Below are 25,990 nucleotides of genomic sequence, written 5' to 3'. Positions count from 1 at the left end.
TTGTCCTGATTTAAATTTAATCCACTATACAACCTGCCCTTACGAGCGGTAGTCTGCGTTGATGGAGACGTAGTCGTGCGACAGGTCGCAGGTATAGACGGTGGCGGAGGCTTGTCCGCGGTGGAGTTTGATGCGGACGGTGATTTCATCTTTCGCCATTACTGCCTGCCCTTGTTCTTCGGTGTAGCTTGCGGCGCGGCCGCCGTTTTCGGCAACCAATACGTCGTCCAGATACATTTCGAGGATGTCGGCGTCCAAATCGGCGATGCCGGCGTAGCCGATGGCAGCGAGCAGTCTGCCGAGGTTGGGGTCGGAGGCGAAGAAGGCGGTTTTGACCAGCGGAGAGTGGGCGACGGCGTAGGCGACTTGGCGGGCTTCGTCGCGGGTTTTGGCGTTTTCGACGCGGACGGTGATGAATTTGGTCGCGCCTTCGCCGTCGCGGACGATGGCTTGGGCAAGTTCGAGGGCGAGGCTGCCGAGCAGGTCTTTAAGCTGTTTGTAACGCGGGTCGGCGATGTTGTCGATTTCGCTTTGGCTGTTTTTGCCGGTGGCGATGATGACGAAGCTGTCGTTGGTGCTGGTGTCGCCGTCAACGGTGATGGTGTTGAAGGTTTCGTCGGCGATTTCTTGGGTCATCAGCTGGAGGACGGGTTGGGAAACTTTGGCATCGGTGGCGATGAAGGAGAGCATGGTCGCCATGTTGGGATGGATCATGCCGGAACCTTTGGCGATGCCGGTGGCGCGGACGGTGTGTTTTTCGCCGACGCTGCCTTCGCGCGAGGCGGATTTGGGCACGGTGTCAGTGGTCATGATGGCGCGTGCGGCATCCGCCCAGTCGGCGGGCTGCATTTTGGGCAGGGCGGCGATGATTTTGCCGACGGGCAGGGGCTCGAGGATGACGCCTGTGGAGAAGGGAAGGACTTGTGAGGGTTTGCAGCCGGTTTGTTCGGCGGTGGCGGCGCAGGTTTCGATGGCGTCGATTCTGCCTTGCGCGCCTGTACCGGCGTTGGCGTTTCCGGTGTTGATGATGATGGCACGTACGCCGTCTTCGTCGAAGAGGTGTGATTTGGCGATGTGGACGGGGGCGGCGCAGAAGCGGTTGGTGGTGAAGACGGCACCGACGGTGTTGCCGCCGGAAAGTACCATCAGGGTGAGGTCGGCGCGGTCGGTTTGTTTGATGCCTGCGCGGGCGGTGAAGAGTTGGATGCCGTCGATGTTCAGCAGTTGGTCTGCGGTTTTTTCTGTGAGGTTGACTGCCATTTTGCTGCTCCTTTGTTTGGGGTTGCTATGGGTTTGGGTTTCAGACGGCCTTTTTGGTTCATCGGGGTCGTCTGAAAAGTGTTCAGAATCCTAATACGGGGATGATAATCGGGGCGATGGCGGCGGTCAGTACGCCGTTGAGGGTCAGCCCCAGCCCTGCGTATGCCGCCATGCGCCGGCTGCGCTCGAGCGAGGCGGCGATGCCCATGGCGTGTGAGGCGGTGCCGAGCGACATGCCGACCGACGAGGGCATGCCGACGGTGTTTTTAAGCACGGTATAACCGGCTATCTGCCCGACCAGTCCGGCGACGATGACGGTGGCGGCGGTGATGGCGGGGATGCCGCCTATGGTGCGGGTGATTTCGATGGCGATGGGGTTGGTTACGGATTTGGCGGCGAGCGAAAGGATGACTTCGCGTTCCGCGCCCAGCCATTTGGCGAAATACATGCCCGTGATGATGCCGGTCACGCTGCCGGCGAGCTGCGAGACGATGACGGGCAGCCACTGGCTGAAGATTTTTTGACGGTTTTGGTAGAGCGGGACGGCAAGTGCGACGACGGCGGGTTTGAGCCAGAAGTCGATAAACTGCGCGGCATCGTGGTACACGGCGTAGTCGATGTCGAGGATTTTAAGGTAGGCAATCAGGGTAACGGTGCTGATTAAGACGGGGTTGAGCAAGAGATAACCCGTCCGCGCGCGGAGGATGAGTGCCAGCGCGTAAACCGCCAGCGTCAGGAAAAGCAGGACACTGGGCTGCTGCCACAGGGAAAGGATGCCGTCCATCAGATTTTCTCCCGTATCCATTGGTGCACCTTGCCCGTTACCAACAGGACGCACACGGTACTGGCGGCGGCGGAGACGAGTATCGACAGCCAACTGTCGGCAATCAAATCCAAATAGCTGATGACGGCGACACAGGGCGGCACAAGGAAAAGCGTTAGGTTTGCCATCAGCGCGTCGGTAAGCTGCTGCAACCACTCGGCTTGCACCCACCCCGCCTGAAGCATGGCAAACAGAATGCCCATGCCGATAATGCTGCCGGGCAGCTTGATGCCCGTAAGGTAGGCGGCGGTTTCGCCGAGCGCGAGGCAGCCGAGCAGGACGAGCAAGGCGCGGATGGTGTGCATGGGTCGGGTTTCCTCTATGGTTTGCCGCTTTGCAGACGGGCGGTTTATGAATCTTTGTTAATAATTGAATCATAACGCCCTTGGGGTCGTCTGAAAACCCGTTTGCCGGTTTGATTTTGCCCGAGCCGCGTTTTCAGACGACCTCGTGCATGACGCAGGCGGCTCAGTCCATTAAAATCCCCGTTTCAGACGACCTTTAAAGAAAGAACACTATGTATCACGCATTCGGCGGCGCAACAGGCGTACGCAACCTGACCGACCGCTTTTACGACTTGATGGAACTCGAGCCGCAATACCGCGCCCTGCGCCAGATGCACGGCGAAGACATGACGCTGATTCGCGAAAAACTCTACGAATTTTTCAGCGGCTGGCTCGGCGGCCCGCCCTTGTTCGAGCAGAAATACGGCCATCCCATGCTGCGCGCGCGGCACATGCCCTTTGCCGTGAATATGCAGGTACGCGACGAATGGGTCGCCTGCTTCGCCCAAGCCATGAGCGAACTGGAAATCGGCAAAGACCTCGCCGAGCCCGTCCTTATCCGTATTTTTGCGATGGCGGACTGGATGCGCAACCAAAACGAAGAAGGCGTAGAACCACCCATGCCGCCGATGGCGGTCGATCCCACCATACGCATTACCGAGCTGAAAAACGTCTTGAAGCAATATGGTGTGGACGGGTATTTTGAAGCTTGAGATCGTCTGGAAAGTATCTTCGATGCAGTTTGAATATTTTCATCCAGTTAAATAAATATCTAATATTTCAGACTTTCTATTCTTCCAGTAAATACTTTGCATAAAGATGAAATTATTCTTTATTAATATCGTGATCAATGCCGTGAAAATGAAAGTGGAATCATTGTTGTCTAAGAATTTTTAGTAGGTAAAATGGTAAATTTTTAAAGCTCCAGTTATTTATATTTTTAAGATTTTGGAAAAGATATGAGAAAGGATGGTTATGTTGAGATTCCTACTTGGAATTAGTTTTTGTATAACATTATCAGCCTGCCAAACAGAAACTTTGGTAAAGGATGTGAATATTTCGAAAAAACAGGAGTTACATAATATTAATATAAATACTTATTTTGCTAAGAATGCAAAAAAATTAGATGAAATAGTACAGATTCCTAATGAGGGTGTTAAATCCATCGATGTATATGCCCTTTATGGATTTGTTGAGTCATTTTCGCCGATTTCTACTGCTGAACAAATTAAACAAAGAGTAGGTGATAGTTTAGGTCATAAAGACTTATTTGGTACGAAATCTGTTCATTATCGTTTAGAGCCAAAAGACTTTTCTCGTTTTTTCTCTAATTTTAATAGAATTAAAAGTACATTAAATCCTAATGATAAAGTTAATTCAGTGTATTTGATATTGATTGAAATTAAGTATAACAACCATTCTGTTCAAATACTTACTCGAGAGGCAGCAGAGGGAGAAGCTTTTTTATTCAGTAAAATTATTAAAAATGATGAGAGATTTTTGATTTTATTGGATCCAAAAGGATTAAAAGAGTTATTTAATGCGATCGATCCAAATCAAAATATCCTGAAATGATTAATTATCCTGAAATGATTAATTTAGGTTGGAGCTATTTATGATAAGCAGTGTGGATTTTAATAAGAAAAATTTTGTTGCCAATATCGCCTAAGAATTTGCAGTCGGTAAAATAGTAAATTGAATATTTGAGAGGGAGAATAAATCGGTACATGTTTACCTTAATTCAAAGTGTAGGGATAAAAGTAAACAATGGATTAGATTAATTATTATTACTAAGTGGGAAGTTTTGACTCAAATCTTTAAAATGTCGGATTCTGAATCCGGCCTACGGCTAAAACAGGAGGTAATATGGATGTTGTAGGAATAATGCTGATGTGGCTAGTTGGAATAGTCTTTTTTCCTATTATTGTGTACATCGTATGGAAAATTTATAAATATATCTGCACTCTTTCTATAAAAATGCAGCGAAGTATAGCTATTTTAATCATTGTTACCCCGTTAATTTTATATATGGGTATGTCGCAAATCGTAGATAAAGGATATTGCATTCGGGATAGAAAGTATTTTTCTGAATATTCAAAAGAAAAAATGGTTAATGATGCAATAATTTTGTTGATAAATAAGAATTCAGATATTTCTTTGGAAAGATATAAAAAACCTCAAGATTTTTCTAAAAATCCTGAGATTTTTGATATTGCTAATTTCAAATCATTTAATGATGATTGCTGTCATGTATACACAGGAGATATTGATGACGGTAGTGGGTCGGTTAAGTATGTCTATAAACTTATTGGGAAATTTTATGGATATGTAAAGTTGGATTATTGGCAAATAAGGCCAAATTTTAAAATGGATGAAGAACAAAAGCGTGTTTATCAAAAAATTGAAAAAACAAGAAGCTATTATGGAGTGAGCCGTTGCGGGGAAGTTTTTGAAATTCCCAGTTATCTATATTTTTAAAAGTTAGAAAGGATTAAAAATGGCTAAATTACCAACAATGGAAGAGATGACAAGCCTTTATTTATACGGACAGACCATTCCTCCTAAGAATAAAGTTCATCAAAGTTTAGTTTCTCGTCAGTCTACATTGCCATATCCCGTTTCAGCGCAAGATTTTATGAATGGTCCTGGACGTTTTGCAAGAGCGTCGGATTTTGAATATGTCGATAAATTTTTTAATGAAAACCATCATAAACCTGCTTACAGATTAAAACCTGGAGAATACAGCAAGGCCGAAGTTATGAAGCATTTCGGCTTGGACAGAGGATGGATGTCGCTGACGCTTGCTATGTACGATGATGGCAAAGACGATTTGGTTGAGCGAGCATATATTTGGAATACCAGTGCTTTTATGCTGGACGATAAAGCACGGTTTGTGGTTGAGCCTGATGGCAGGAGGTATGTCAAGGATTTTGCCATTCGACCGTACAAAAATGAAAATTTTGATTTTACAGGTGGGTGGACTTCAGAAATAGTCAATTCCAAACTTCAACGAGAAATCGATCCTGCCGGTATCGGCAGGACTGTAGAAATTACTTTTACCGGTAATGTAAAAACACGTACTTTAACAGAAGAAGATTACCGTATCGAAAAGAATAAATCTTCGCATAGGAGCTGGATTAATGGGTTAAAAGTAGGCTCAGGGGCACTTGGAATCAGTGATAGTATCATAGACAGGCTAGAGAAAAATGGAGTCCTTTATAATCGTAACGAACAGAAACAGCTCGAGCATCAAAAACATTCTTTCGACTACCGCAATCCCGACTGGAACCATCTGAGCGGCAGTGATTTATACTCTGTGGTTTTGTCTGCGGACAGCAGTCAGTTAGATATGTTAGGTAAAAGTCTGGCGCAGTCGGAAGAAGGTCAGCGTATCCTGAGGCAGGGAGAAAACCTGTTGACTGAATATACTGAATATAAAGAGCAGCAGGAATTGGAGCGGCAACAGGAGTTGGCACATTCAAGCCGTGCAATGGTCAGAACGCTTTGAAATCCGTATATTCGGGAAGGTTTAAATGGACGATAAGAAATTTGATGAGGCTATAAAGGTGTTGATAATGTTGCGGGCGGACGTTATTGAACACGGGCGAAAAATCGATGACCGAATCAACGAGCAACAGCGTGCTTTGTCGGAGGAGTCAGAACGGTTCAGACGACAGGTCGGCAATATAGTTGACAATGCAGGGAAAACCATCCGCCAAGAAACCGTACAGTCGCTGGATTCGGCAAGCGAGGGGTATAGAAGGGCGGTTGATGAATTAAATCGTGAAGTGGGGAAATTCAATAAAATCATCAAAAGCTGGTATATCGGCATTGGTGTAGTATTAGCTATTGCTGCCATTATATTGTTTGTGGTGGTGCGATATACGGTTGTTGATTTGGCTGATAGGCGTGAGGAATTGGAGAGTTATGAACATGCCATTGAAACTGCCAAAGCATTTGCTGAGTCGGATGCCTACATATGTGAAGGGCGCATTTGTATCAATGCGGGTAAAAATGTCGGTAACGGCTATCGTCAGGCAAAACCGAGAAAGAAATAAAACGTCGTCTGAAAAAACTTAGGACAAAACCAAAATGACTTTCCAAAACAAAAAAATCCTCGTCGCCGGACTCGGCGGCACGGGTATTTCCATGATTGCCTATCTGCGCAAAAACGGCGCGGAGGTTGCCGCTTATGATGCGGAGCTGAAACCGGAGCGCGTGTCGCAAATCGGTAAGATGTTTGACGGGCTGGTGTTTTACACGGGTCGTCTGAAAGATGCGTTGGACAACGGTTTCAATATTCTGGCGCTCAGTCCCGGCATCAGCGAGCGTCAGCCGGATATTGAGGCGTTCAAGCAAAACGGCGGGCGCGTGTTGGGCGACATCGAATTGCTGGCGGACATTGTGAACCGCCGCGGTGACAAGGTAATTGCGATTACCGGCAGCAACGGCAAAACCACGGTAACGAGCCTGGTGGGCTATCTCTGCATCAAGTGCGGGCTGGATACCGTTATCGCGGGCAATATCGGCACGCCGGTTTTGGAGGCGGAATTGCAGCGTGAAGGCAAGAAGGCAGATGTGTGGGTGTTGGAGCTTTCCAGCTTCCAACTGGAAAACACCGAAAGCCTGCGCCCGACTGCGGCGACGGTGCTGAACATTTCCGAAGACCATCTCGACCGCTACGACGATTTGCTCGACTATGCGCATACCAAAGCCAAGATTTTCCGTGGCGATGGCGTGCAGGTTTTGAATTCAGACGACGTGTTCTGCCGCGCCATGAAACGGGCCGGGCGCGAGGTGAAATGGTTTTCGTTGGAACACGAGGCCGATTTTTGGTTGGAACGCGAGACGGGTCGTCTGAAACAAGGCAATGAAGATTTGATTGCCACTCAAGACATCCCGCTGCAAGGCCTGCACAACGCCGCCAACGTCATGGCTGCCGTAGCTTTGTGCGAAGCCGTCGGTTTGCCGCGCGAAGCATTGCTCGAACACGTCAAAACCTTCCAAGGCCTGCCGCACCGCGTGGAAAAAATCGGCGAGAAAAACGGCGTGGTGTTTATCGACGACAGCAAAGGCACGAACGTCGGCGCGACCGCCGCCGCAATTGCCGGTTTGCAAAATCCGCTCTTCGTGATTTTGGGCGGCATGGGCAAAGGGCAGGACTTCACGCCCCTGCGCGACGCGCTTGCCGGCAAGGCAAAAGGCGTGTTCCTGATCGGCGTCGATGCGCCGCAAATCCGCCGCGATTTGGACGGCTGCGGTCTGAATATGACCGACTGCGCCACTTTGGAAGAAGCGGTTCAGACGGCATACGCCCAAGCCGAAGCGGGCGATATCATACTGCTCAGCCCCGCCTGCGCGAGCTTCGATATGTTCAAAGGCTATGCGCACCGTTCGGAAGTCTTTATCGAGGCGTTTAAGGCTTTGTAAGGTCGTCTGAAACATGAAAAGAGGGTTGGTTTTACCGTAAACCTTGAGCACTATTTGCAAAAAGGTCGTCTGCAAACGTCAAGGCAGTTTCAGACGACCTTTTTGCAGCAACGATAAGCTTGTTTCTTTCCTTTATACGGTATTACTGTTTCTTAAAAATTGCCTATGCGGGCAAACGGCGAGGCGGCGGGCAGTCATGCCTGACCGAAAAAACGTGTGTTCATCAATCCGAAAGGAAAACCCATGAATTTTCAAGACTACATCCGTTACGATGCCGTCGGTTTGGCAGAGCTGATCCGCAAAAAAGAAGTGTCCGCAGATGAAGTGTTGCGGGCTGCTTTAAGCCGCTTGGACGAAGTCAATCCCAAGCTCAATCTGTTGGCGCACGATTTGCGCGAACGCGCGGCGGCGTGGCAGTGGTCGTCTGAAAATGCCGATACGCAGCTGGCGGGCGTACCGTTTTTGCTCAAAGACCTGCTGGCGGATTGGGAAGGCGCGCCGACATGGTCGGGTTCGCGCATGATGCAGCATTACATTGCCAAGCAAAACAGCGACTTAACCCAAGCCTATCTCGATGCAGGGCTGCGCGTGTTCGGCAAAACCACCACGCCCGAATGGGGCGCATATGCTGTTACCGAAACCGAAATTTACGGCATCACGCGCAATCCGTGGCATTTGGACTATACCGCAGGCGGCAGCAGCGGCGGTGCTGCGGCGGCAGTGGCTTCGGGCGTCGTACCCGCAGCGCACGGCAGTGACGGCGGCGGCTCCATCCGCTTACCCGCGCACAACTGCGGCGTGTTCGGGCTGAAACCCACGCGCGGCCGCAGCAGTTACGCGCCGAACGCATCGGAAGCATGGCAAGGATTGGTATGCGACCATGTCTTGACCCGCAGCGTGCGCGACAGCGCGGTTTTGCTGGACATCGCCGCCCGAACCCAAGAGCGCGCCCTGTATGCCTGCCCGCCGCCGCCCGAAAACGGTTTTGCAGGCAGCCTGAAACAAGAAACAGGTCGTCTGAAAATAGCTTTTTGGAAACAGGCATGGTTTGGCGGCGGCAACGACGAAGGCACGGAAGCCGCGTTCGCCCATAGTTTGAAACTGATGCAAGACGCGGGACACGAATTGGAAGAAGCCACGCCCGATTTTGCGCCGCCTGAACAGCTCAACCGAGCCGCCCGCATCATCGTCATGGGCGAAACGGCAAAACTGTTCTACCAATATCAATACGAAACCGGACAAAAACTGCCGCACCGCCTGCTTGAGCCGACAACGTGGGCAATGATTGTGCAGGGTCGGCAAATCAGCGCGGGTGAAATGGCATGGGCGCGCGACGTGATGCTGGCGCAGGAACGTGCCGCCAAAGCATTTTTCATGCGCTACGACGCGTTGATGACGCCCGTCTGCCCGCGCACCACGCCGAAAATCGGCGAGATGATGCCTCCGCCCGCCGCACAAAAAGCCATGCGCCTGCTGTTCGGCACGCTGCGCTTGGGTTTTCTGTTGAAAAACAACCCGTTTTTAGAAAAAGAAGCCGCCGCCGCGCTGCAATACGTCGGCTATACATCGCCGCTGAACATGAGCGGCAACCCCGCCATGAGCGTGCCGCTTTACCGGCATCACGGGCTGCCCGTCGGCATCCAGTTCGCCGCCGCACACGGACGCGAAGACACGCTGCTCCGCCTCGCCGCGCAGTTGGAACAGATACAGCTGTGGGCGGAAATACCGCAGTCGGTTTAGGGTTTGCATTGGATAAGAAGCGGTCTGTTTGCTTGAGGAAAAGATTGAGATAAGGTCGTCTGAAAACATAAAAGCGTTTTCAGACGACCTTTTTTGCGTGTGTGATGGGTAGGGGAGGGCGCAAAGAACGCCGGAATCCGACTGTCTTTAAAGAATCTGAATTGTTGCTTTGGCAAGAAACCTTTAGAATGACGTTTTTCTGATTCACGCTATTTTTTCAGACGACCTTCGATGTCCCGATTAGGCGGAGGGTCGTCTGAAACGCTTTGTTCTGGTTGTTCCGGGGCGGATTTTTCCGTCTGCCCCCATACGGATGTTTTTCATGATTAGTCTTTCCAAACTTCTCGACCGCCCGATTTCTTTGGACGGTCGGAAATTCGATGTGTCACTGTTGTGGATGGTCGTTTTGATGACCGCCTTCAGCCTGGTGATGATTTATTCTGCGTCGATTGCCTATGCCGCGTCCGAAGGCGGCAATCAGTTTTCTTTTGTCAGCAAGCAGGCGATGTTTGTCGGCGCGAGCGTATTGGGCTGCCTCGGGCTGTCGCTGTTGAGCATGAGCTTTTGGCGGAAAATCATTCCGTTTTATTTTGTTTTTTCCGCGATTTTGCTGGTGGTCGTGTTGTTTGTCGGCCGTGAAATCAACGGGGCGACGCGTTGGATACATATCGGACCGCTCAATCTTCAGCCGACCGAGTTGTTCAAGCTGGCGACGGTTCTGTATTTGTCCAGCCTGTTCACGCGGCGTGAGGAAGTTTTGCGCAGTATGGACTCTTTGGGTTTGAAACCGCTGTTTGTCGGTTTGTTCAATGCTTTTATGTGCCCGTTCAGCAAGGAAGCGCGTCAGAAAACTTGGCAGAAGCTGAAGAAGTTTAAAAACATCCTGCTGCCTATCGTGATGATTGCGCTGGGTTTGGTTTTTGTGATGGCGCAACCTGACTTCGGTTCGTTTGTCGTGATTGTGTCGATTACGATGGGTATGCTGTTTTTGGCGGGTTTTCCGTGGAAATATTTTGCCGTCTTGGTACTGAGCGTGCTGGGGGGGATGGGCGTGATGATTTTGGCGGCACCCTACCGTATGGCGCGCGTGTCGGCATTCTTGGACCCTTGGGGCGACCCTTTGGGCAAGGGTTATCAGTTGACGCATTCGTTGATGGCGATTGCGCGCGGCGAATGGTTCGGTCAGGGTTTGGGCGCGAGTTTGGAAAAACGCTTCTACCTGCCCGAGGCGCATACCGACTTTATCTTTGCCGTCATCGGCGAGGAATTCGGGTTTGTGGGGATGTGTATTTTGGTGTTCTGCTACGGCTGGCTGGTGATGCGCGCATTCTCCATCGGCAAGCAGGCGCGTGATTCCGGGCTGACGTTCAGCGCGTATGTCGCCAACGGCATCGGTATTTGGATAGGGATTCAAAGTTTCTTCAATATCGGCGTCAACATCGGTATCCTGCCCACCAAAGGCCTGACTTTGCCGTTGATGTCTTACGGCGGTTCGGCGGTTGCCGTTATGCTGGTGTGCGTTACCTTATTGTTGCGCGTCGATTATGAAAACCGCAAAAAAATGCGCGGTTACCAAGTGGAGTAAATCATGGGCGGTAAAACTTTCATGCTGATGGCGGGCGGTACCGGCGGCCATATTTTCCCTGCGCTGGCGGTGGCGGATTCATTGCGCGCGCGTGGCCATCATGTGATTTGGCTGGGCAGCGAAGGCTCGATGGAAGAACGCATCGTGCCGCAATACGACATCCTGCTCGAAACGCTGGCGATTAAAGGCGTGCGCGGCAACGGCATCAAACGCAAGCTGATGCTGCCGTTTACTTTGTATAAAACCGTTCGCGAAGCGCAGCGCATTATCCGCAAACACCGCGTCGAATGCGTCATCGGTTTCGGCGGCTTCGTTACCTTCCCCGGCGGCTTGGCGGCGAAACTCTTGGGCGTGCCGATTGTGATTCACGAGCAAAATGCCGTGGCAGGTTTGTCCAACCGCCAACTGTCGCGCTGGGCGAAGCGGGTGTTATACGCTTTCCCGAAAGCGTTCAGCCACGAAGGCGGTTTGGTCGGCAACCCCGTCCGCGCCGATATTGCCAACCTGCCTGCGCCTGCCGAACGCTTCCAAGGGCGTGAAGGTCGTCTGAAAATATTGGTGGTCGGCGGCAGTTTGGGTGCAGACGTTTTGAACAAAACCGTACCGCAGGCATTGGCTTTGCTGCCTGACGATACGCGCCCGCAGATGTACCACCAATCGGGTCGGGGCAAGCTGGGCAGCTTGCAGGCGGATTACGACGCGTTGGGTGTGAAAGCCGAATGCGTGGAATTTATTACCGACATGGTGTCCGCCTACCGCGATGCCGATTTGGTGATTTGTCGTGCCGGCGCGCTGACGATTGCCGAGTTGACGGCGGCGGGGCTGGGTGCGCTGCTGGTGCCGTATCCTTACGCCGTCGATGACCATCAAACCGCCAATGCGCGTTTTATGGTGCAGGCAGAAGCAGGATTGTTGTTGCCGCAAACCCAGCTGACAGCGGAAAAACTCGCCGAAATCCTCGGCGGCTTAAACCGCGAAAAATGCCTCAAATGGGCGGAAAACGCCCGCACATTGGCGCTGCCGCACAGCGCGGACGATGTGGCGGAAGCCGCCATTGCGTGTACGGCATGATGACATAATGTGATGAACGAAACAAAGGTCGTCTGAAAACCAAGAAACGGGTTTCAGACGACCTTTTTGCAACTTGGCAGCCGTATTGTGCGGGAGTATGATGTAAATAGGAATTTCTCTCATTGGAGGCCGCCATGTCCGAAAAAATCTCTCCCGAAACCGTTTCCGCCCTGTCCAGCACCATGCTGATTCCCCTGTGGGCGAAGGCGGTGGAGCAGGGTAGGGCGCAGCCGCTTTTGCGCGATGACGAAGCCGTGCGGATGTTGGGCAAGATTGACTACGACTTCGGCAAGTTTGCCAAAGCCAAAGCATCGCAGGTCGGCTGTTGCGGGCGGGCGAAGCTGTTGGACGATATGACCCGGCACTTTATCGCCGAACATCCCGATGCCGTCGTCGTGCAAATCGGTGCGGGGCTGGATGCGCGTTACGAACGTTTGGGTAGGCCGCGCATTACCGCTTGGTATGATTTGGATTTGCCGGAAGTGATTGAAGTGCGGCGTATGCTGCTGCCCGAGTCGGACAATCATTATCTGGGCGCGTCCATGTTCGACGAAGCGTGGATGAACACCGTTGCCGCGCACGGAAAACCCGTGTTGCTCGTCATCGAAGGCGTGTTGATGTATTTTGAAGAAGCGCAAGTACAGGACTTTTTCAAACAGGTTGCACGCCGCCTGCCGAACGCCCAACTCGCCTTTGACACTATCCCCAAGGCCTACATCGGAAAAAGCAAACGCCACGACGCACTCGGTAAAATGGACAAACCGCCCGAATTCCGCTGGGCAATAAGCGGAACGGACGACATCCGACGGCTGATGCCGGGTGTGGAAATCATCGAAGAAGCGGGCTTGAGCAGCGTCTGCAAACCGCGTTATCCGTGGCTTTTGCGCCTTTTGTATGCGACCGCGTGGGGACGGCGCAAATTGGATATGCGCTTGATGAGGATACAGATGCCGTCAAGTTGATAAACGAGAGGTCGTCTGAAAACCAGTTTCAGACGACCTTATGTTTTGTTTTTGCTGGTATTTTGGTAGCTGAATTCGAGTTTAAAAATGAGTAATTTGCCGCTGAATGAAACCTCTTTTTTACCCATATTGCAACCAATGTGAAATCCTGTATGCCGAAACATCTTTAATTTACAAGAAAACTATGGCGCAGAAGCGGATAGCCCTTTAAAATAACGCCTTTACGCATCGAAAATCCACCGGAACGCAACATCATGATGAAAAATCGAGTCACCAACATCCATTTTGTCGGTATCGGCGGCGTCGGCATGAGCGGTATCGCCGAAGTTTTACACAATTTGGGCTTTAAAGTTTCCGGTTCGGATCAGGCTAGAAATGCGGTTACCGAGCATTTGAGCAGCTTGGGTATTCAAGTTTATCCCGGCCATACCGCCGAACATGTCAACGGTGCGGATGTTGTCGTAACTTCTACCGCCGTCAAAAAAGACAATCCCGAAGTCGTCGCTGCGCTGGAGCAGCAAATCCCCGTCATTCCGCGCGCCTTGATGCTGGCGGAACTGATGCGCTTCCGTGACGGCATCGCCATTGCCGGTACGCACGGCAAAACCACGACCACCAGCCTGACTGCCTCCATCCTCGGCGCGGCAGGTCTCGACCCCACTTTCGTTATCGGCGGTAAACTCAATGCCGCAGGTACCAACGCCCGCTTGGGCAAAGGCGAATATATCGTTGCCGAAGCCGACGAGTCCGATGCGTCTTTCCTGCATCTGACTCCGATTATGTCCGTCGTCACCAATATCGATGAAGACCACATGGATACCTACGGACACAGCGTCGAAAAACTGCATCAGGCGTTTGTCGATTTCATCCACCGTATGCCGTTCTACGGCAAAGCGTTTTTGTGTATCGACAGCGAACACGTCCGCGCGATTTTACCCAAAGTGAGCAAGCCATACGCCACTTACGGCTTGGACGATGCCGCCGATATTTACGCGACCGACATCGAAAGCGTCGGCGCGCAAATGAAGTTTACCGTTCATGTCCAAATGAAAGGGCATGAGCAGGCGCCGTTTGAAGTCGTGTTGAATATGCCCGGCAGACACAACGTCCTCAATGCTTTGGCAGCCATCGGTGTGGCGCTGGAAGTCGGCGCATCCGTCGAAGCGATTCAGCGCGGCTTGCTCGGTTTTGAAGGTGTCGGCCGCCGCTTCCAAAAATACGGCGACATCAAGCTGCCCAACGGCGGAACCGCGCTGTTGGTGGACGATTACGGACACCATCCCGTCGAAATGGCGGCGACCCTCTCCGCCGCACGCGGCGCGTATCCGGAAAAACGTTTGGTGCTCGCCTTCCAGCCGCACCGATATACCCGCACACGCGATTTGTTTGAAGACTTCACCAAAGTCCTCAATACCGTTGACGCGCTGGTGTTGACCGAAGTTTATGCCGCCGGCGAAGAACCGATTGCCGCCGCCGACTCCCGCGCCCTTGCCCGCGCCATCCGCGTATTGGGCAAACTCGAGCCGATTTACTGCGAAAACGTCGCCGACTTGCCTGAAATGCTGTTGAACGTTTTACAGGACGGCGACATCGTGTTGAATATGGGTGCAGGCAGCATCAATCGTGTTCCTGCCGCGATGCTGGAGTTTTCGAAAAAAGCCTGAGGCGGAAATTTTATCGTGATGCCGCGATAGCCGCCTGATGAAGCGATGTTCCATCGGGTGGGCAAGCAAGATTAAGGTCGTCTGAAAACCCGATTCGTTTTCAGACGACCTGTATCAAAAAATGAAGTAATCAAGAAAGAACAAAAACAATGCAGAATTTTGGCAAAGTAGCCGTATTGATGGGCGGCTTTTCCAGCGAACGCGAAATTTCGCTGGATAGCGGTGCCGCCATTTTGAATGCCTTAAAAAGCAAAGGCGTAGACGCACACGCCTTCGATCCTAAAGAAACGCCCTTGGCGGAATTGAAAACCCAAGGTTTCCAAACTGCTTTCAATATCCTCCACGGTACTTACGGCGAAGACGGTGCCGTTCAGGGCGCGTTGGAATTGTTGGGCATTCCTTATACCGGCAGCGGTGTCGCCGCTTCAGCCATCGGCATGGACAAATACCGCTGCAAACTGATTTGGCAAGCTTTGGGGCTGCCCGTTCCCGAGTTTGCCGTTTTGCACGAAGACTCCGATTTTGATGCCGTCGAACAACAACTCGGCTTGCCCATGTTCGTTAAACCGGCAGCCGAAGGCAGCAGCGTCGGCGTTGTGAAAGTGAAAGAAAAAGGTCGTCTAAAAAGCGTTTACGAAGAATTGAAACACCTTCAAGGCGAAATCATTGCCGAGCGATTCATCGGTGGCGGCGAATATTCCTGCCCCGTGTTGAACGGCAAAGGCCTGCCCAGCATACACATCATCCCCGCGACCGAGTTTTACGACTACGAAGCCAAATACAACCGCGACGACACTGTTTATCAATGTCCGTCCGAAGACTTGAGCGAGGCTGAAGAAAACCTGATGCGCTCTCTGGCAGTCCGCGGGGCGCAGGCAATCGGGGCAGAGGGCTGCGTGCGCGTCGATTTCCTCAAAGATACCGACGGCAAACTTTATCTCTTGGAAATCAACACGCTGCCCGGCATGACGAGCCACAGTTTAGTACCGAAATCCGCTGCCCATACCGGCGTGGATTTTGCCGATTTATGTATTGAAATTCTGAAAACCGCACATGTGGGATGACGCAAGCGCACTGGGTCGGCTGACCCGCTGGCTATTGCTGCTGATGGCATTGCTGCTCATCGGCACCTGCATAGCCTGGCTATACAACTCCAATCATTTTCCCGTCAAACAAGTGTCCATACAGGGCAAACTGACCTATTCGGACGGGAAGGAACTTCAGCGCGCCGCTCAACAGCACACGCACAGCAATATTTTCCGTGCCGATTTGGACGGTATTCAGGCAGCCTTTCAAAAGCTGCCATGGGTGGATTCCGCCATGGTGCGCCGCCGCTTTCCCGATACCGTCGAAATCCATTTGACCGAGCGCGTGCCTGTCGCCCATTGGCGCAGCGGCGGTTTGGTCGATTCCAAAGGCAATGTGTTTGACGCCCAGCTTAAAGCCAAGCTGCCTGTCTTTGAAGGACAGCCGGGTACGGGCAAAGACATGGTCAAACACTACGAAGAATTTTCCGACATCCTCCGCCGGCAAAATCTGGCGATTAAAGAACTGATTTATACGCCGCGCTCCGCCTGGTTGGTGGTCTTGGATAACGGGATTACCGTCAGGCTGGGAAGAGAGAACGAAATCAAACGCCTACAGCTTTTCGCCGAAATTTGGCCGACGCTGTTGCGTAAAAATCAAAATCGGTTATCCTACGTTGATATGCGGTATAAAGACGGATTTTCCGTGCGTTACACATCAGAGACGCCGTCTGAAAATGTTTCAGACGACTAAAGCCAAGCAAACGGCGTGAAGCAAACTATTGCCAATACAGACAAATAGCTATAACTCCAGCGAAATAACGAGCAAATATAATGGAACAACAAGGTAAATATATCAGTGCCCTCGATATCGGCACATCCAAAGTCATCGCCCTGATTGGCGAAGTACAAGACGACAACGAAATCCACATCGTCGGACTCGGACAGGCACCGTCTCGCGGCCTTAAAGCAGGCATGGTAACCAACATTGACGCGACGGCCCAAGCCATTCAGCAGGCAGTCAATGAAGCCGAATTGATGGCGGACACCAAAATCAGCCACGTTACGACCGGTATCGCGGGTAACCATATCCGCAGCTTGAATTCGCAAGGGGTTGTCAAAATCAAAGACGGTGAAGTTTCGCAAGCCGACATCGACCGCGCCATCGAAACCGCCAAAGCCATCAACATCCCGCCGGATCACAATATCCTGCATACCGTGGTGCAAGAATACATCATCGACAACCAGCCCGGCGTCAAAGAGCCTATCGGTATGAGCGGCGTCCGTCTCGATACCCGCGTACATATCATTACCGGTGCCAATACCGCCCTGCAAAACATCCAAAAATGTATCCATCGTTGCGGTTTGCAGATGGACCAAATCATGCTTCAGCCTTTGGCGAGCGGTCAGGCTGTTTTGACTGAAGACGAAAAAGATTTGGGCGTATGCGTCATCGACATCGGCGGCGGTACGACCGATATTGCCGTTTATACCAACGGCGCCATCCGCCATACTGCCGTTATTCCCGTGGCGGGCGATTTGATTACCAAAGACTTGGCACAAGCACTGCGCACCCCGCACAGCGCTGCCGAATACATCAAAATCCACTACGGCGTGGCGATTCCCGATATGGACGGCTTGGACGAAATGGTCGAAGTCCCCAGCGTCGGCGACCGCCAACCCCGTCAGATTTCCCGCCGCGTTTTGGCAAGCGTCATCGGTCCGCGCGTCGAAGAAATCTTGGAGCTGACCCTTAACGAATTGCGCCGTTCCGGCTTCCCTGAAGAAGTCCTCACATCGGGCATCGTTCTGACTGGCGGCGCATCTATGCTGACCGGCATCGTTGAGCTTGCCGAAGAAGTGTTCGGCCTGCCTGCACGCATCGGCGTACCTCAGGAAATGGGCGGCGTATCCGAACGAATCCGCAATCCGCGCTACTCAACCGCCATCGGTCTTTTGCAGGCGGCAAGGGGAGAGGAAGACGGCGCACCGGTGACCGGCGCTATCGTAGTTCATGACCAGGCTGAAAAAATCAGTTTGTGGGCAAGATTGATGAAATTCGTTAAAGACAATTTCTGATTGTTCCGTTACTTGCTTACAGGGAAAATGAGTTGCTGTTGGGTCGGAATGAAACTACTTGCAACAATTAAGAACCTGTATGCTTTTGTTAAAAAATGTAGTAAAAAAATAACGGTAATGGTGAATGAATAAGAAGTATTTTGCCAGTGTCTGAAGACTTCTTATATAATACGGATAATATCTAATTTTTGGACCGTCCTCGATGCAGGGCGCGCAGGAGTCATTTGAATGGAATTTGTTTACGACGTAGCTGAATCAGCCGCAAGCCCTGCGGTCATTAAAGTAATCGGCTTGGGTGGCGGCGGTTGCAACGCTATCAATAACATGATTGCCAACATCATCCAAGGTGTTGAATTTATTAGTGCCAATACTGATGCGCAATCTTTAGGTAAAAATAATGCGGCCAAACGCATCCAATTGGGTACTAATCTGACCCGTGGTTTAGGTGCGGGTGCCAATCCTGAAATTGGCCGTGCTGCGGCACAAGAAGATCGCGAAGCCATCGAAGATGCTATTCGCGGCGCGAATATGTTGTTCATCACCACCGGTATGGGTGGCGGTACCGGTACTGGTGCGGCTCCTGTGGTTGCCGAGATTGCCAAAGAAATGGGTATCCTGACCGTTGCGGTCGTTACCCGTCCGTTCGGCTACGAAGGCAAACGCGTACACATCGCCCAAGAAGGTTTGGAACAGCTCAAAGGCCAGGTCGATTCATTGATCATCATCCCGAACGACAAGCTGATGACTGCATTGGGCGAAGACGTCACTATGCGTGAAGCGTTCCGTGCGGCGGACAACGTCCTGCGCGATGCTGTAGCCGGTATTTCCGAAGTAGTTACCCGTCCCGGGTTCATCAACCTTGACTTCGCCGACGTTAAAAACGTAATGGGTATCAAAGGTATCGCCATGATGGGTTCCGGTTTTGCTCAAGGCATCGACCGCGCCCGTTTGGCAACCGAACAAGCGATTTCCAGCCCATTGCTGGATAATGTGACTTTGGATGGCGCGCGCGGCGTATTGGTGAACATCACTACCGCTCCGGATTGCCTGAAAATGTCCGAATATCGTGAAATCATGAAAGTGGTTAACGAGAATGCGCATCCTGAAGCAGAATGCAAATACGGTACTGCCGAAGACGACAATATGGGCGAAGACGCTATCCGCGTAACCATTATTGCGACCGGTTTGAAAGAAAACGGCAGCGAAAACCAAATGCGTGCGGCAGTCCGTACACAAAAATTGGTTAGCGGAAATGCCGAAGCAGCTCAGCCTGCGCAGGCTGGTAATGTGGATGGCTTGGTTCGCACCAACAGAGGCATCCGCTCAATGAATTTGACTGCCGCAGATTTCAGTAATCAATCTGTTTTGGACGATTTTGAAATTCCGGCTATTTTACGTCGTCAAAATAATTCGGACAAATAATTCATTCTGTTAAAAAAGCCTGCCACATCGTTGGCGGGTTTTTTTATAGTTTGGAATATATGGAGGCTTCACCTTTTTATACTTCATTAAGTATATTCTCGACTTTCGATTTATTGTCTGTCGAACCGTTGAATGATAGGATTGCGGCGGTAAGTGTAGTTCAATCGCTCAAAATTTCATAAACGGCTGATTTCAGACGACATCAATGATGCGCAGAAAGCTGCTGTCTTCGATTTTAGCGATTCGTTATGTTTCACTTCATATCAATGATTACATAAGGAAATACAGTATGAACCGTCGTCAATTCTTGGGTGGTACAGCCGTTTCTTTGGCAGCCGCCGCTTCATTCGCCCGCGCCCACGGACATCATGACCATAAAGGCCATTCCCACGCTGCCCCTGCTGCTGCGTCCAAAACCTATGAAGCAGCCAGAAAAGCGGCTGCCCACTGTGTTGAAGCAGGTCAAATCTGTTTGGCACACTGCATCAGACTGCTGAGCCAAGGCGATACTTCCATGAAAGATTGCGCAACAGGTGTCAACCAAATGCTGGCATTGTGTGGCGCGCTGCAAAACCTTGCCGCCCAAAACTCTCCGCTGACCCCTTCTTTGGCAAAAGTCTGTGTTGAGGCGTGCAAACAATGTGCCGCAGCGTGCAAACAACACGCAGGCCACCACGCAGAATGCAAACAATGCTATGAGTCTTGCCTTGCCTGCATCAAAGAGTGCGAAAAAATCGCTGCTTAATTGACGCAGTCAATTACCGGTCTGCCTGTGAAACAAACTTTGTTTTGCAGGCAGACCGGTTTGTTTAAAGGGGATGGCTTTCACAAAATTATTTGAAATGTAAGTTTTGTTTGTAGAATGTTGTGTCTTTGCCTACAAAATCTTGCCATAAATTTAAAATTTCACGCGCTGGCGAAAAACGGTATGTTTAGGATTATTAAGTTCTGTAACGCGCCCCGTTCTGAAATGAAGACAACAGGTTGCAAGACTTCAATCTTAACCATTCCAATGGTCTTAAAATTTCTGCCAAACACATGATTTTCACGCTTCTTAACAGACGTTTTCTTGATAAGGTCGTCTGAAAATTGCCCGACACCTTGATAAGCTTTACAATGCAAGTAATTAAAATACATCCCGCCTTATCTTCCCTTTCATGAGTTCCGTACCCTTCATCGAAATGAAAGACGTTGCCTTCGCGTATGGCGACCGTCCGATTCTGAACAATATCAATTTCAGCATTCCCCAAGGAAACTTCGCCGCCGTGATGGGCGGTTCGGGCAGCGGCAAAACCACGCTGATGCGGCTGATTACGGGTCAGATTCATCCGCAGTCGGGTAAGGTTTTGATTGAAGGACGTGATTTGGCGGGCTTTTCGGCTGACGAACTGTACGAACACCGCCGCCGTATGGGCGTGTTGTTCCAACACGGCGCGCTGTTTACCGATTTGTCTGTATTCGACAATATCGCTTTTCCGATGCGCGAACTGACGCGCCTGCCGGAAGCGGTTATCCGCGATTTGGTTTTGTTGAAATTGAACGCGGTCGGTCTGCGCGGAGTGGAAAATCTGATGCCGTCCGAACTCTCCGGCGGGATGTCGCGCCGCGTCGCGCTTGCCCGCACGATCGCGCTCGACCCTGAAATCATGTTGTACGACGAGCCGTTTACCGGCCTCGACCCGATTTCCTTGGGCGTGATTGCCCACTTGATCAGCCGCGTCAATAAGGCTTTGCGTTCGACCAGTATTATGGTAACGCACGACATTGAAAAATCTTTGGAAATCGTCGATCAAGTGATTTTCTTGGCGCACGGCGAAATTATGTTCTCCGGCTCGCCGCAGGAAATGCGCGAACTGGATTCGCCTTGGGTGCGCCAGTTTGTCGGCGGCTTGGCAGACGGTCCCGTCGCATACCGCTATCCCGCGCAAACGTCTTTGCAGCAAGATTTGCTTGGGTAGTTTTCAGACGACCTCGGTTTGCAGACGTCGTCTGAAACGTTTGAACCGTTGTTGACTGAAGCCGAAATCATTTTTCAGACGACCCATTACCATTATCCTACAAGGTCGTCTGAAACCCGTTAATCCGTAATGGAAACCTATGAATTTTATCCGTTCCGTCGGGGCGAAAACCCTCGGCTTTATTCAATCCCTCGGCAGTATTACGCTGTTTCTGCTGAACATTCTGGCGAAATCCGGTACGGCTTTCGTCCGTCCGCGCCTGAGCGTGCGCCAAGTGTATTTTGCCGGCGTGCTGTCGGTATTGATTGTTGCCGTTTCAGGGCTTTTCGTCGGCATGGTTTTGGGTTTGCAGGGCTATACGCAGTTGTCGAAATTCAAATCCGCCGATATTTTGGGCTATATGGTCGCGGCTTCGCTGTTGCGCGAACTGGGTCCGGTGTTGGCGGCGATTCTGTTTGCCAGCAGCGCGGGCGGTGCGATGACCAGCGAAATCGGTTTGATGAAAACGACCGAACAGCTCGAAGCGATGAACGTGATGGCGGTCAACCCTGTCGCCCGCGTGGTTGCGCCGCGCTTTTGGGCGGGCGTGTTTTCCATGCCGCTTTTGGCTTCGATTTTCAACGTGGCGGGGATTTACGGCGCGTATTTGGTCGGCGTAACCTGGCTGGGCTTGGACAGCGGCATTTTCTGGTCGCAAATGCAGAACAACATCACGATCCATTACGACGTAATCAACGGTCTGATCAAATCCGCCGCATTCGGCGTGGCGGTAACGCTGATTGCCGTGCATCAGGGCTTCCACTGCGTACCGACCTCGGAAGGTATTTTACGCGCCAGCACGCGTACGGTGGTTTCGTCCGCCCTGACGATTTTGGCAATTGACTTTGTGTTGACCGCATTGATGTTTACGGATTGACAGGTCGTCTGAAAACGAAACAAAGAACATTGGATATTCAAGGAACTTTAATGAAAAAAAATGTATTGGAATTTTGGGTCGGACTGTTTGTCCTGCTCGGCGTGGCAGCGGTCGGCTTTCTCGCTTTCCGCGTGGCGGGCGGTACAGCGTTCGGCAATTCCGGCAAGACTTATACCGTATATGCCGATTTCAGCGACATCGGCGGCCTGAAGGCCAACGCGCCGATCAAATCTGCGGGCGTATTGGTCGGACGCGTCGGCTCCATCGAGCTTGACCCGAAATCCTATCAAGCGAAAGTCCGTCTCGATTTGGACAGCAAATATCAGTTCAGCAGCGACGTTTCCGCGCAAATCCTGACCTCCGGCCTGTTGGGCGAACAATATATCGGTCTGCAACAAGGCGGCGACACGGAGCCCCTCGCCGCAGGCGATACCATTTCCGTTACCAGCTCTGCCATGGTTCTGGAAAACCTGATCGGTAAATTCATGACCAGCTTCGCCGAGAAAAACGCGGCAGGCGGCGACGATGCGGCAAAAGCCACCGAGTAAACGTACACCATCATATTCATACTTTTAGGACACTTAATCATGAAAAAAACCTCTTTCATCAGCGCACTGAGCATCGGCATCTTGAGCATCAGCATGGCGGTTGCCGCCCCTGCCGACGCAGTGAACCAAATCCGTCAAAACGCCACTCAAGTATTGAGCATCTTAAAAAACGGCGATGCCAACACCGCCCGCCAAAAAGCCGAAGCCTATGCGATTCCCTATTTCGATTTCCAACGCATGACCGCGCTGGCAGTCGGCAACCCTTGGCGTACCGCGTCTGACGCGCAAAAACAAGCGTTGACCAAAGAATTTCAAACCCTGCTGATCCGCACCTACTCCGGCACCATGTTGAAATTCAAAAACGCCAACGTCAACGTCAAAGACAACCCCGTTGTCAATAAAGGCGGCAAAGAAATCATCGTCCGCGCCGAAGTCAGCGTACCCGGTCAAAAACCCGTCAACATGGACTTTACCACCTACCAAAGCGGCAATAAATACCGCGCCTACAACGTCGCCATCGAAGGCGCAAGCTTGGTAACCGTGTACCGCAACCAATTCGGCGAAACCATCAAAGCCAAAGGCGTGGACGGACTGATTGCCGAACTGAAAGCCAAAAACGGCAGCAAATAATGCAAAGATAAGTCATGCCGTCCGTTTTCAGACGACATGGCTTTCGCACACAATAACCTTCAGGTTTTATCATCCAAGATTAAGTTGACAAGACAGCCATGCAAACCGAACTTCGCGACGGCACGTTGCACATCAGCGGCGACATTACCGTCAAAACCTTGACCGCCGACGCCTTTACCCGCTTCAGGCAGCAATGTCGTCTGAAAGACACCCGCGCGGTCGATTTGAGCGGCGTCGGACGCGCTGATTCCGCCTGCGTGTCCCTGCTGCTTGACGCACTGCGCCGTCCGGACGGAAAAATCACCCTGCAAGGCATACCCGAATCCGTGCGTACCCTGTCCGAGCTTTACGAAATCAAAGACTGGTTAAACCCATGAAAAAAACCACCGCTTCACTCCTACTCCTCATCGGCATGGCCTCAACCCCCGCATTTGCCGAAACCAATCCCGCCGACCCCTACGAAGGCTACAACCGCGCCGTATTCAAATTCAACGACAAGGCCGACCAATACGTCCTCGCCCCCGTCGCACGCGGCTACCGCAAAATAACGCCCAAGCCCGTCCGCACCGGCGTGAGCAACTTCTTCAACAACCTGCGCGATGTCGTCAGCTTCGGCAGCAATGTTCTGCGCCTTGACGTCAAACGCGCCAGCGAAGACCTCGTCCGCGTCGGCATCAACACCACCTTCGGCCTTGGCGGTTTAATCGACGTAGCCGGTGCAGGCGGCGTACCCAGCAATAAAAACACCCTCGGCGACACCTTCGCCTCATGGGGCTGGAAAAACAGCAACTACTTCGTTGTCCCCCTGTTCGGCCCATCTACCGTACGCGATACCATTGGCAACGCCGTTACCACCGTCTACCCAGTTAAAAACGCCGTCTTCCACACCAGAGCAGGACGCTGGGGCACAATCGGCCTGCAGGCCATCAACACCCGTAAAGAACTGCTCGACCTGACCGACAGCCTCGAAGGCGCAGCCATCGACAAATACAGCTACACCCGCGACCTCTACATGAAAGTGCGCAGCCGCCAAACCGGCGGAACATTACCGCAAGGCGAGGACGACAATATCGACATCGACGAATTGGTGGACAGCGATGCACCCGGGGCAACCGATTTTGCCGAACCGTTTTCGCAATCCGCTGCCGAATTTGAGCCGATTCCTACCGAATAATCTCATAAGGTCGTCTGAAAACCTTTTCAGACGACCTCAATCTATTTTCCTGTAACGATGATGAACCATTCCCCACTGATCGCCATCAGCGTCGGCGAAGCATCCGGCGACCTGCTCGGCGCGCACCTTATCCGCGCCATCAAACAACGCCGCCCCGATGCGAAATTCATCGGCATCGGCGGCGAACGCATGAAGGCGGAAGGGTTTGAGAGCCTGTACGACCAGGAAAAACTGGCAGTGCGCGGCTTTGTCGAGGTGGTCAAACGCCTGCCCGAAATCCTGAAAATCCGCAAAGGGCTGGTGAACGACCTTATCCGCATCAAACCTGATGTCTTTGTCGGCATCGACGCGCCCGATTTCAATCTGGGCGTGGCGGAAAAACTCAAAAAGGCGGGCATCTCTACCGTCCATTATGTCAGCCCGTCGGTGTGGGCGTGGCGGCGCGAACGGGTGAACAAAATCGTGCATCAGGTCAACCGCGTGCTGTGTCTGTTCCCAATGGAGCCGCAGCTTTACCTTGATGCGGGCGGCAGAGCCGAGTTTGTCGGTCATCCGATGGCGCAAACCATGCCGCTGGACGACGACCGTGCCGCCGCGCGCGCCAAGTTGGGCGTTGCAACCGAAGCTGTCGTGTTCGCCTTGCTGCCGGGCAGCCGTGTCAGCGAAATCGACTATATGGCTCCTTTGTTTTTTCAGACGGCCTTATTGCTGCTCAAACGCTATCCGCAGGCGCAATTCCTGCTTCCCGCCGCCACCGCCGCTACTCGCAGGCGCATCGGTGAAATTCTGGCGCAGCCCGAATTTTCCTCCATTCCCGTTACCATCACCGACAAACAGTCCGATACCGTCTGCACCGCCGCCGATGTTGTTTTGGTAACCAGCGGCACCGCCACCCTTGAAGTCGCCTTGTGCAAACGGCCGATGGTCATCAGCTACAAAATTTCGCCGCTGACCTATTTTTATGTGAAACGTAAAGTCAAAGTGCCGCATGTCGGCCTGCCCAATATCCTGTTGGACAAAGCCGCCGTGCCGGAACTTTTGCAACACGATGCCGAGCCGGAAAAACTCGCCGCCGCCGTTGCCTATTGGTACGACCACCCCGAAGCCGCCGCCGCGCTGAAACAGGATTTTCGCGAACTGCATTTGCTGTTGAAGAAAGATACCGATGCATTGGCGGCTGAAGCCGTATTGTCCGAAGCAGGCTTTTAGCGAAACCCGCTGCACCCGTTTTCACTTCGTTGAAGCTACGCTTTCAGACGACCTCTGATACTTATTGTTTGATGAGCATGCCCGACCTGCGGACCGAGTCTGATGGTTTTGCAGTAAATTCAAATCAGAAAACCACGCGCGGGCGGGAATCCAGTCCTCAACTTGTCAGGACTATTAGAGATTGCCATCATTTCAAACTTCTGGATTCCC

Annotated in this window: 26 protein-coding genes; 23 read left to right on the top strand and 3 right to left on the bottom strand. The window is 51.8% G+C overall.

What is annotated here, in order from left to right:
* Window positions 1-39 precede the first annotated feature (39 nt).
* From argJ to HMPREF2954_RS09270, 3 genes are all read right to left on the bottom strand, one after another.
* Entirely contained in the window at window positions 40-1,260 is a 1,221-nt protein-coding gene (gene argJ, locus HMPREF2954_RS09280; RefSeq protein ID WP_045075263.1) for a bifunctional glutamate N-acetyltransferase/amino-acid acetyltransferase ArgJ, read from the bottom strand.
* 82 nt (window positions 1,261-1,342) lie between these two features.
* Entirely contained in the window at window positions 1,343-2,044 is a 702-nt protein-coding gene (locus HMPREF2954_RS09275) for an LrgB family protein (RefSeq protein ID WP_045075379.1), read from the bottom strand.
* A complete protein-coding gene (locus tag HMPREF2954_RS09270) occupies window positions 2,044-2,388 on the bottom strand; it encodes a CidA/LrgA family protein (protein WP_045075265.1) in 345 nt (114 codons plus the stop codon). Before HMPREF2954_RS09270 ends, HMPREF2954_RS09275 begins: the two co-directional genes overlap by 1 nt.
* A gap of 212 nt (window positions 2,389-2,600) precedes the next feature.
* Between HMPREF2954_RS09270 and HMPREF2954_RS09265 the strand changes: the two genes are divergently transcribed.
* From HMPREF2954_RS09265 to lpxB, 23 genes are all read left to right on the top strand, one after another.
* Window positions 2,601-3,080: a group II truncated hemoglobin gene (locus HMPREF2954_RS09265; RefSeq protein WP_070689106.1), complete on the top strand. Its 480-nt coding sequence runs from the start codon at window positions 2,601-2,603 to the stop codon at window positions 3,078-3,080.
* 262 nt (window positions 3,081-3,342) lie between these two features.
* Window positions 3,343-3,942, top strand: a complete 600-nt coding sequence (locus HMPREF2954_RS09260; RefSeq protein WP_045075268.1) for a hypothetical protein — start codon at window positions 3,343-3,345, stop codon at window positions 3,940-3,942.
* Window positions 3,943-4,233: 291 nt separating this feature from the next.
* Window positions 4,234-4,845: a hypothetical protein gene (locus HMPREF2954_RS09255; protein WP_045075270.1), complete on the top strand. Its 612-nt coding sequence runs from the start codon at window positions 4,234-4,236 to the stop codon at window positions 4,843-4,845.
* Window positions 4,846-4,864: 19 nt separating this feature from the next.
* Window positions 4,865-5,875: a hypothetical protein gene (locus HMPREF2954_RS09250; RefSeq protein ID WP_045075271.1), complete on the top strand. Its 1,011-nt coding sequence runs from the start codon at window positions 4,865-4,867 to the stop codon at window positions 5,873-5,875.
* 25 nt (window positions 5,876-5,900) lie between these two features.
* Window positions 5,901-6,425, top strand: coding sequence for a hypothetical protein (locus HMPREF2954_RS09245; protein ID WP_039410398.1), 525 nt, complete (start codon window positions 5,901-5,903; stop codon window positions 6,423-6,425).
* Window positions 6,426-6,459: 34 nt separating this feature from the next.
* Window positions 6,460-7,797: a UDP-N-acetylmuramoyl-L-alanine--D-glutamate ligase gene (gene murD / locus HMPREF2954_RS09240; protein WP_045075273.1), complete on the top strand. Its 1,338-nt coding sequence runs from the start codon at window positions 6,460-6,462 to the stop codon at window positions 7,795-7,797.
* Between the two features lie 243 nt (window positions 7,798-8,040).
* Window positions 8,041-9,537, top strand: coding sequence for an amidase (locus HMPREF2954_RS09235; protein ID WP_045075274.1), 1,497 nt, complete (start codon window positions 8,041-8,043; stop codon window positions 9,535-9,537).
* Between the two features lie 322 nt (window positions 9,538-9,859).
* Window positions 9,860-11,122 carry an FtsW/RodA/SpoVE family cell cycle protein gene (locus HMPREF2954_RS09230; RefSeq protein ID WP_045075276.1) on the top strand — a complete coding sequence of 421 codons (1,263 nt, stop codon included), beginning with the start codon at window positions 9,860-9,862 and terminating at the stop codon, window positions 11,120-11,122.
* A 3-nt stretch (window positions 11,123-11,125) separates the two neighbouring features.
* On the top strand, window positions 11,126-12,193 hold the full coding sequence (murG, locus tag HMPREF2954_RS09225; protein WP_045075278.1) for an undecaprenyldiphospho-muramoylpentapeptide beta-N-acetylglucosaminyltransferase: 1,068 nt from the start codon (window positions 11,126-11,128) through the stop codon (window positions 12,191-12,193).
* Between the two features lie 134 nt (window positions 12,194-12,327).
* On the top strand, window positions 12,328-13,155 hold the full coding sequence (locus tag HMPREF2954_RS09220; protein WP_045075280.1) for a class I SAM-dependent methyltransferase: 828 nt from the start codon (window positions 12,328-12,330) through the stop codon (window positions 13,153-13,155).
* Window positions 13,156-13,409: 254 nt separating this feature from the next.
* Window positions 13,410-14,819 carry a UDP-N-acetylmuramate--L-alanine ligase gene (murC, locus tag HMPREF2954_RS09215; protein WP_045075282.1) on the top strand — a complete coding sequence of 470 codons (1,410 nt, stop codon included), beginning with the start codon at window positions 13,410-13,412 and terminating at the stop codon, window positions 14,817-14,819.
* 149 nt (window positions 14,820-14,968) lie between these two features.
* Entirely contained in the window at window positions 14,969-15,883 is a 915-nt protein-coding gene (locus HMPREF2954_RS09210; RefSeq protein ID WP_070689105.1) for a D-alanine--D-alanine ligase, read from the top strand.
* Entirely contained in the window at window positions 15,873-16,598 is a 726-nt protein-coding gene (locus HMPREF2954_RS09205) for a cell division protein FtsQ/DivIB (RefSeq protein WP_045075285.1), read from the top strand. The genes HMPREF2954_RS09210 and HMPREF2954_RS09205 overlap by 11 nt, the downstream gene beginning before the upstream one ends.
* A gap of 80 nt (window positions 16,599-16,678) precedes the next feature.
* Complete coding sequence (gene ftsA / locus HMPREF2954_RS09200) at window positions 16,679-17,923, top strand: cell division protein FtsA (RefSeq protein ID WP_039410422.1); 1,245 nt, start codon at window positions 16,679-16,681, stop codon at window positions 17,921-17,923.
* A gap of 228 nt (window positions 17,924-18,151) precedes the next feature.
* On the top strand, window positions 18,152-19,345 hold the full coding sequence (gene ftsZ / locus HMPREF2954_RS09195) for a cell division protein FtsZ (protein ID WP_045075288.1): 1,194 nt from the start codon (window positions 18,152-18,154) through the stop codon (window positions 19,343-19,345).
* Between the two features lie 289 nt (window positions 19,346-19,634).
* Window positions 19,635-20,090: a four-helix bundle copper-binding protein gene (locus HMPREF2954_RS09190; protein WP_039410569.1), complete on the top strand. Its 456-nt coding sequence runs from the start codon at window positions 19,635-19,637 to the stop codon at window positions 20,088-20,090.
* 412 nt (window positions 20,091-20,502) lie between these two features.
* Window positions 20,503-21,303, top strand: a complete 801-nt coding sequence (locus HMPREF2954_RS09180; protein WP_003779745.1) for an ABC transporter ATP-binding protein — start codon at window positions 20,503-20,505, stop codon at window positions 21,301-21,303.
* Between the two features lie 139 nt (window positions 21,304-21,442).
* Window positions 21,443-22,219 (top strand): lipid asymmetry maintenance ABC transporter permease subunit MlaE, encoded by a 777-nt coding sequence (gene mlaE / locus HMPREF2954_RS09175; protein ID WP_003760565.1) that lies wholly within the window; start codon window positions 21,443-21,445, stop codon window positions 22,217-22,219.
* A gap of 50 nt (window positions 22,220-22,269) precedes the next feature.
* Window positions 22,270-22,767 carry an outer membrane lipid asymmetry maintenance protein MlaD gene (mlaD, locus tag HMPREF2954_RS09170; protein WP_045075291.1) on the top strand — a complete coding sequence of 166 codons (498 nt, stop codon included), beginning with the start codon at window positions 22,270-22,272 and terminating at the stop codon, window positions 22,765-22,767.
* A gap of 39 nt (window positions 22,768-22,806) precedes the next feature.
* On the top strand, window positions 22,807-23,397 hold the full coding sequence (locus tag HMPREF2954_RS09165; RefSeq protein ID WP_045075293.1) for an MlaC/ttg2D family ABC transporter substrate-binding protein: 591 nt from the start codon (window positions 22,807-22,809) through the stop codon (window positions 23,395-23,397).
* A gap of 98 nt (window positions 23,398-23,495) precedes the next feature.
* Window positions 23,496-23,774, top strand: coding sequence for an STAS domain-containing protein (locus HMPREF2954_RS09160; RefSeq protein WP_009312676.1), 279 nt, complete (start codon window positions 23,496-23,498; stop codon window positions 23,772-23,774).
* A complete protein-coding gene (locus HMPREF2954_RS09155) occupies window positions 23,771-24,571 on the top strand; it encodes an MlaA family lipoprotein (protein ID WP_045075296.1) in 801 nt (266 codons plus the stop codon). Before HMPREF2954_RS09160 ends, HMPREF2954_RS09155 begins: the two co-directional genes overlap by 4 nt.
* 60 nt (window positions 24,572-24,631) lie before the next feature.
* The gene (gene lpxB, locus HMPREF2954_RS09150) at window positions 24,632-25,780 is read left to right on the top strand and encodes a lipid-A-disaccharide synthase (RefSeq protein WP_457817856.1); all 1,149 of its coding nucleotides are present in this window, start codon (window positions 24,632-24,634) and stop codon (window positions 25,778-25,780) included.
* The last annotated feature ends 210 nt before the right edge of the window (window positions 25,781-25,990 follow it).

It is taken from the genome of Neisseria sp. HMSC067H09 (genome assembly GCF_001814135.1).
Classification (GTDB): Bacteria; Pseudomonadota; Gammaproteobacteria; order Burkholderiales; family Neisseriaceae; genus Neisseria.
Note: the sequence above shows the minus strand (reverse complement) of the source record. Positions and strands in the feature narration are given on the sequence as shown.

Excerpts from the sequence above, each read along its gene's own strand:
- HMPREF2954_RS09155 (WP_045075296.1), top strand. The coding sequence starts at position 23,771 with ATGAAAAAAACCACCGCTTCACTCCTACTCCTCATCGGCATGGCCTCA.
- HMPREF2954_RS09165 (WP_045075293.1), top strand. The coding sequence starts at position 22,807 with ATGAAAAAAACCTCTTTCATCAGCGCACTGAGCATCGGCATCTTGAGC.
- HMPREF2954_RS09260 (WP_045075268.1), top strand. The coding sequence starts at position 3,343 with ATGTTGAGATTCCTACTTGGAATTAGTTTTTGTATAACATTATCAGCC.
- HMPREF2954_RS09235 (WP_045075274.1), top strand. The coding sequence starts at position 8,041 with ATGAATTTTCAAGACTACATCCGTTACGATGCCGTCGGTTTGGCAGAG.
- HMPREF2954_RS09255 (WP_045075270.1), top strand. The coding sequence starts at position 4,234 with ATGGATGTTGTAGGAATAATGCTGATGTGGCTAGTTGGAATAGTCTTT.
- mlaD (WP_045075291.1), top strand. The coding sequence starts at position 22,270 with ATGAAAAAAAATGTATTGGAATTTTGGGTCGGACTGTTTGTCCTGCTC.
- murD (WP_045075273.1), top strand. The coding sequence starts at position 6,460 with ATGACTTTCCAAAACAAAAAAATCCTCGTCGCCGGACTCGGCGGCACG.
- HMPREF2954_RS09205 (WP_045075285.1), top strand. The coding sequence starts at position 15,873 with ATGTGGGATGACGCAAGCGCACTGGGTCGGCTGACCCGCTGGCTATTG.
- mlaE (WP_003760565.1), top strand. The coding sequence starts at position 21,443 with ATGAATTTTATCCGTTCCGTCGGGGCGAAAACCCTCGGCTTTATTCAA.
- HMPREF2954_RS09160 (WP_009312676.1), top strand. The coding sequence starts at position 23,496 with ATGCAAACCGAACTTCGCGACGGCACGTTGCACATCAGCGGCGACATT.
- HMPREF2954_RS09275 (WP_045075379.1), bottom strand. The coding sequence starts at position 2,044 with ATGGACGGCATCCTTTCCCTGTGGCAGCAGCCCAGTGTCCTGCTTTTC.
- HMPREF2954_RS09270 (WP_045075265.1), bottom strand. The coding sequence starts at position 2,388 with ATGCACACCATCCGCGCCTTGCTCGTCCTGCTCGGCTGCCTCGCGCTC.
- HMPREF2954_RS09180 (WP_003779745.1), top strand. The coding sequence starts at position 20,503 with ATGAGTTCCGTACCCTTCATCGAAATGAAAGACGTTGCCTTCGCGTAT.
- HMPREF2954_RS09210 (WP_070689105.1), top strand. The coding sequence starts at position 14,969 with ATGCAGAATTTTGGCAAAGTAGCCGTATTGATGGGCGGCTTTTCCAGC.
- lpxB (WP_457817856.1), top strand. The coding sequence starts at position 24,632 with ATGAACCATTCCCCACTGATCGCCATCAGCGTCGGCGAAGCATCCGGC.
- HMPREF2954_RS09220 (WP_045075280.1), top strand. The coding sequence starts at position 12,328 with ATGTCCGAAAAAATCTCTCCCGAAACCGTTTCCGCCCTGTCCAGCACC.
- murG (WP_045075278.1), top strand. The coding sequence starts at position 11,126 with ATGGGCGGTAAAACTTTCATGCTGATGGCGGGCGGTACCGGCGGCCAT.
- HMPREF2954_RS09265 (WP_070689106.1), top strand. The coding sequence starts at position 2,601 with ATGTATCACGCATTCGGCGGCGCAACAGGCGTACGCAACCTGACCGAC.
- HMPREF2954_RS09230 (WP_045075276.1), top strand. The coding sequence starts at position 9,860 with ATGATTAGTCTTTCCAAACTTCTCGACCGCCCGATTTCTTTGGACGGT.
- murC (WP_045075282.1), top strand. The coding sequence starts at position 13,410 with ATGATGAAAAATCGAGTCACCAACATCCATTTTGTCGGTATCGGCGGC.
- ftsA (WP_039410422.1), top strand. The coding sequence starts at position 16,679 with ATGGAACAACAAGGTAAATATATCAGTGCCCTCGATATCGGCACATCC.
- HMPREF2954_RS09250 (WP_045075271.1), top strand. The coding sequence starts at position 4,865 with ATGGCTAAATTACCAACAATGGAAGAGATGACAAGCCTTTATTTATAC.
- HMPREF2954_RS09245 (WP_039410398.1), top strand. The coding sequence starts at position 5,901 with ATGGACGATAAGAAATTTGATGAGGCTATAAAGGTGTTGATAATGTTG.
- ftsZ (WP_045075288.1), top strand. The coding sequence starts at position 18,152 with ATGGAATTTGTTTACGACGTAGCTGAATCAGCCGCAAGCCCTGCGGTC.
- HMPREF2954_RS09190 (WP_039410569.1), top strand. The coding sequence starts at position 19,635 with ATGAACCGTCGTCAATTCTTGGGTGGTACAGCCGTTTCTTTGGCAGCC.
- argJ (WP_045075263.1), bottom strand. The coding sequence starts at position 1,260 with ATGGCAGTCAACCTCACAGAAAAAACCGCAGACCAACTGCTGAACATC.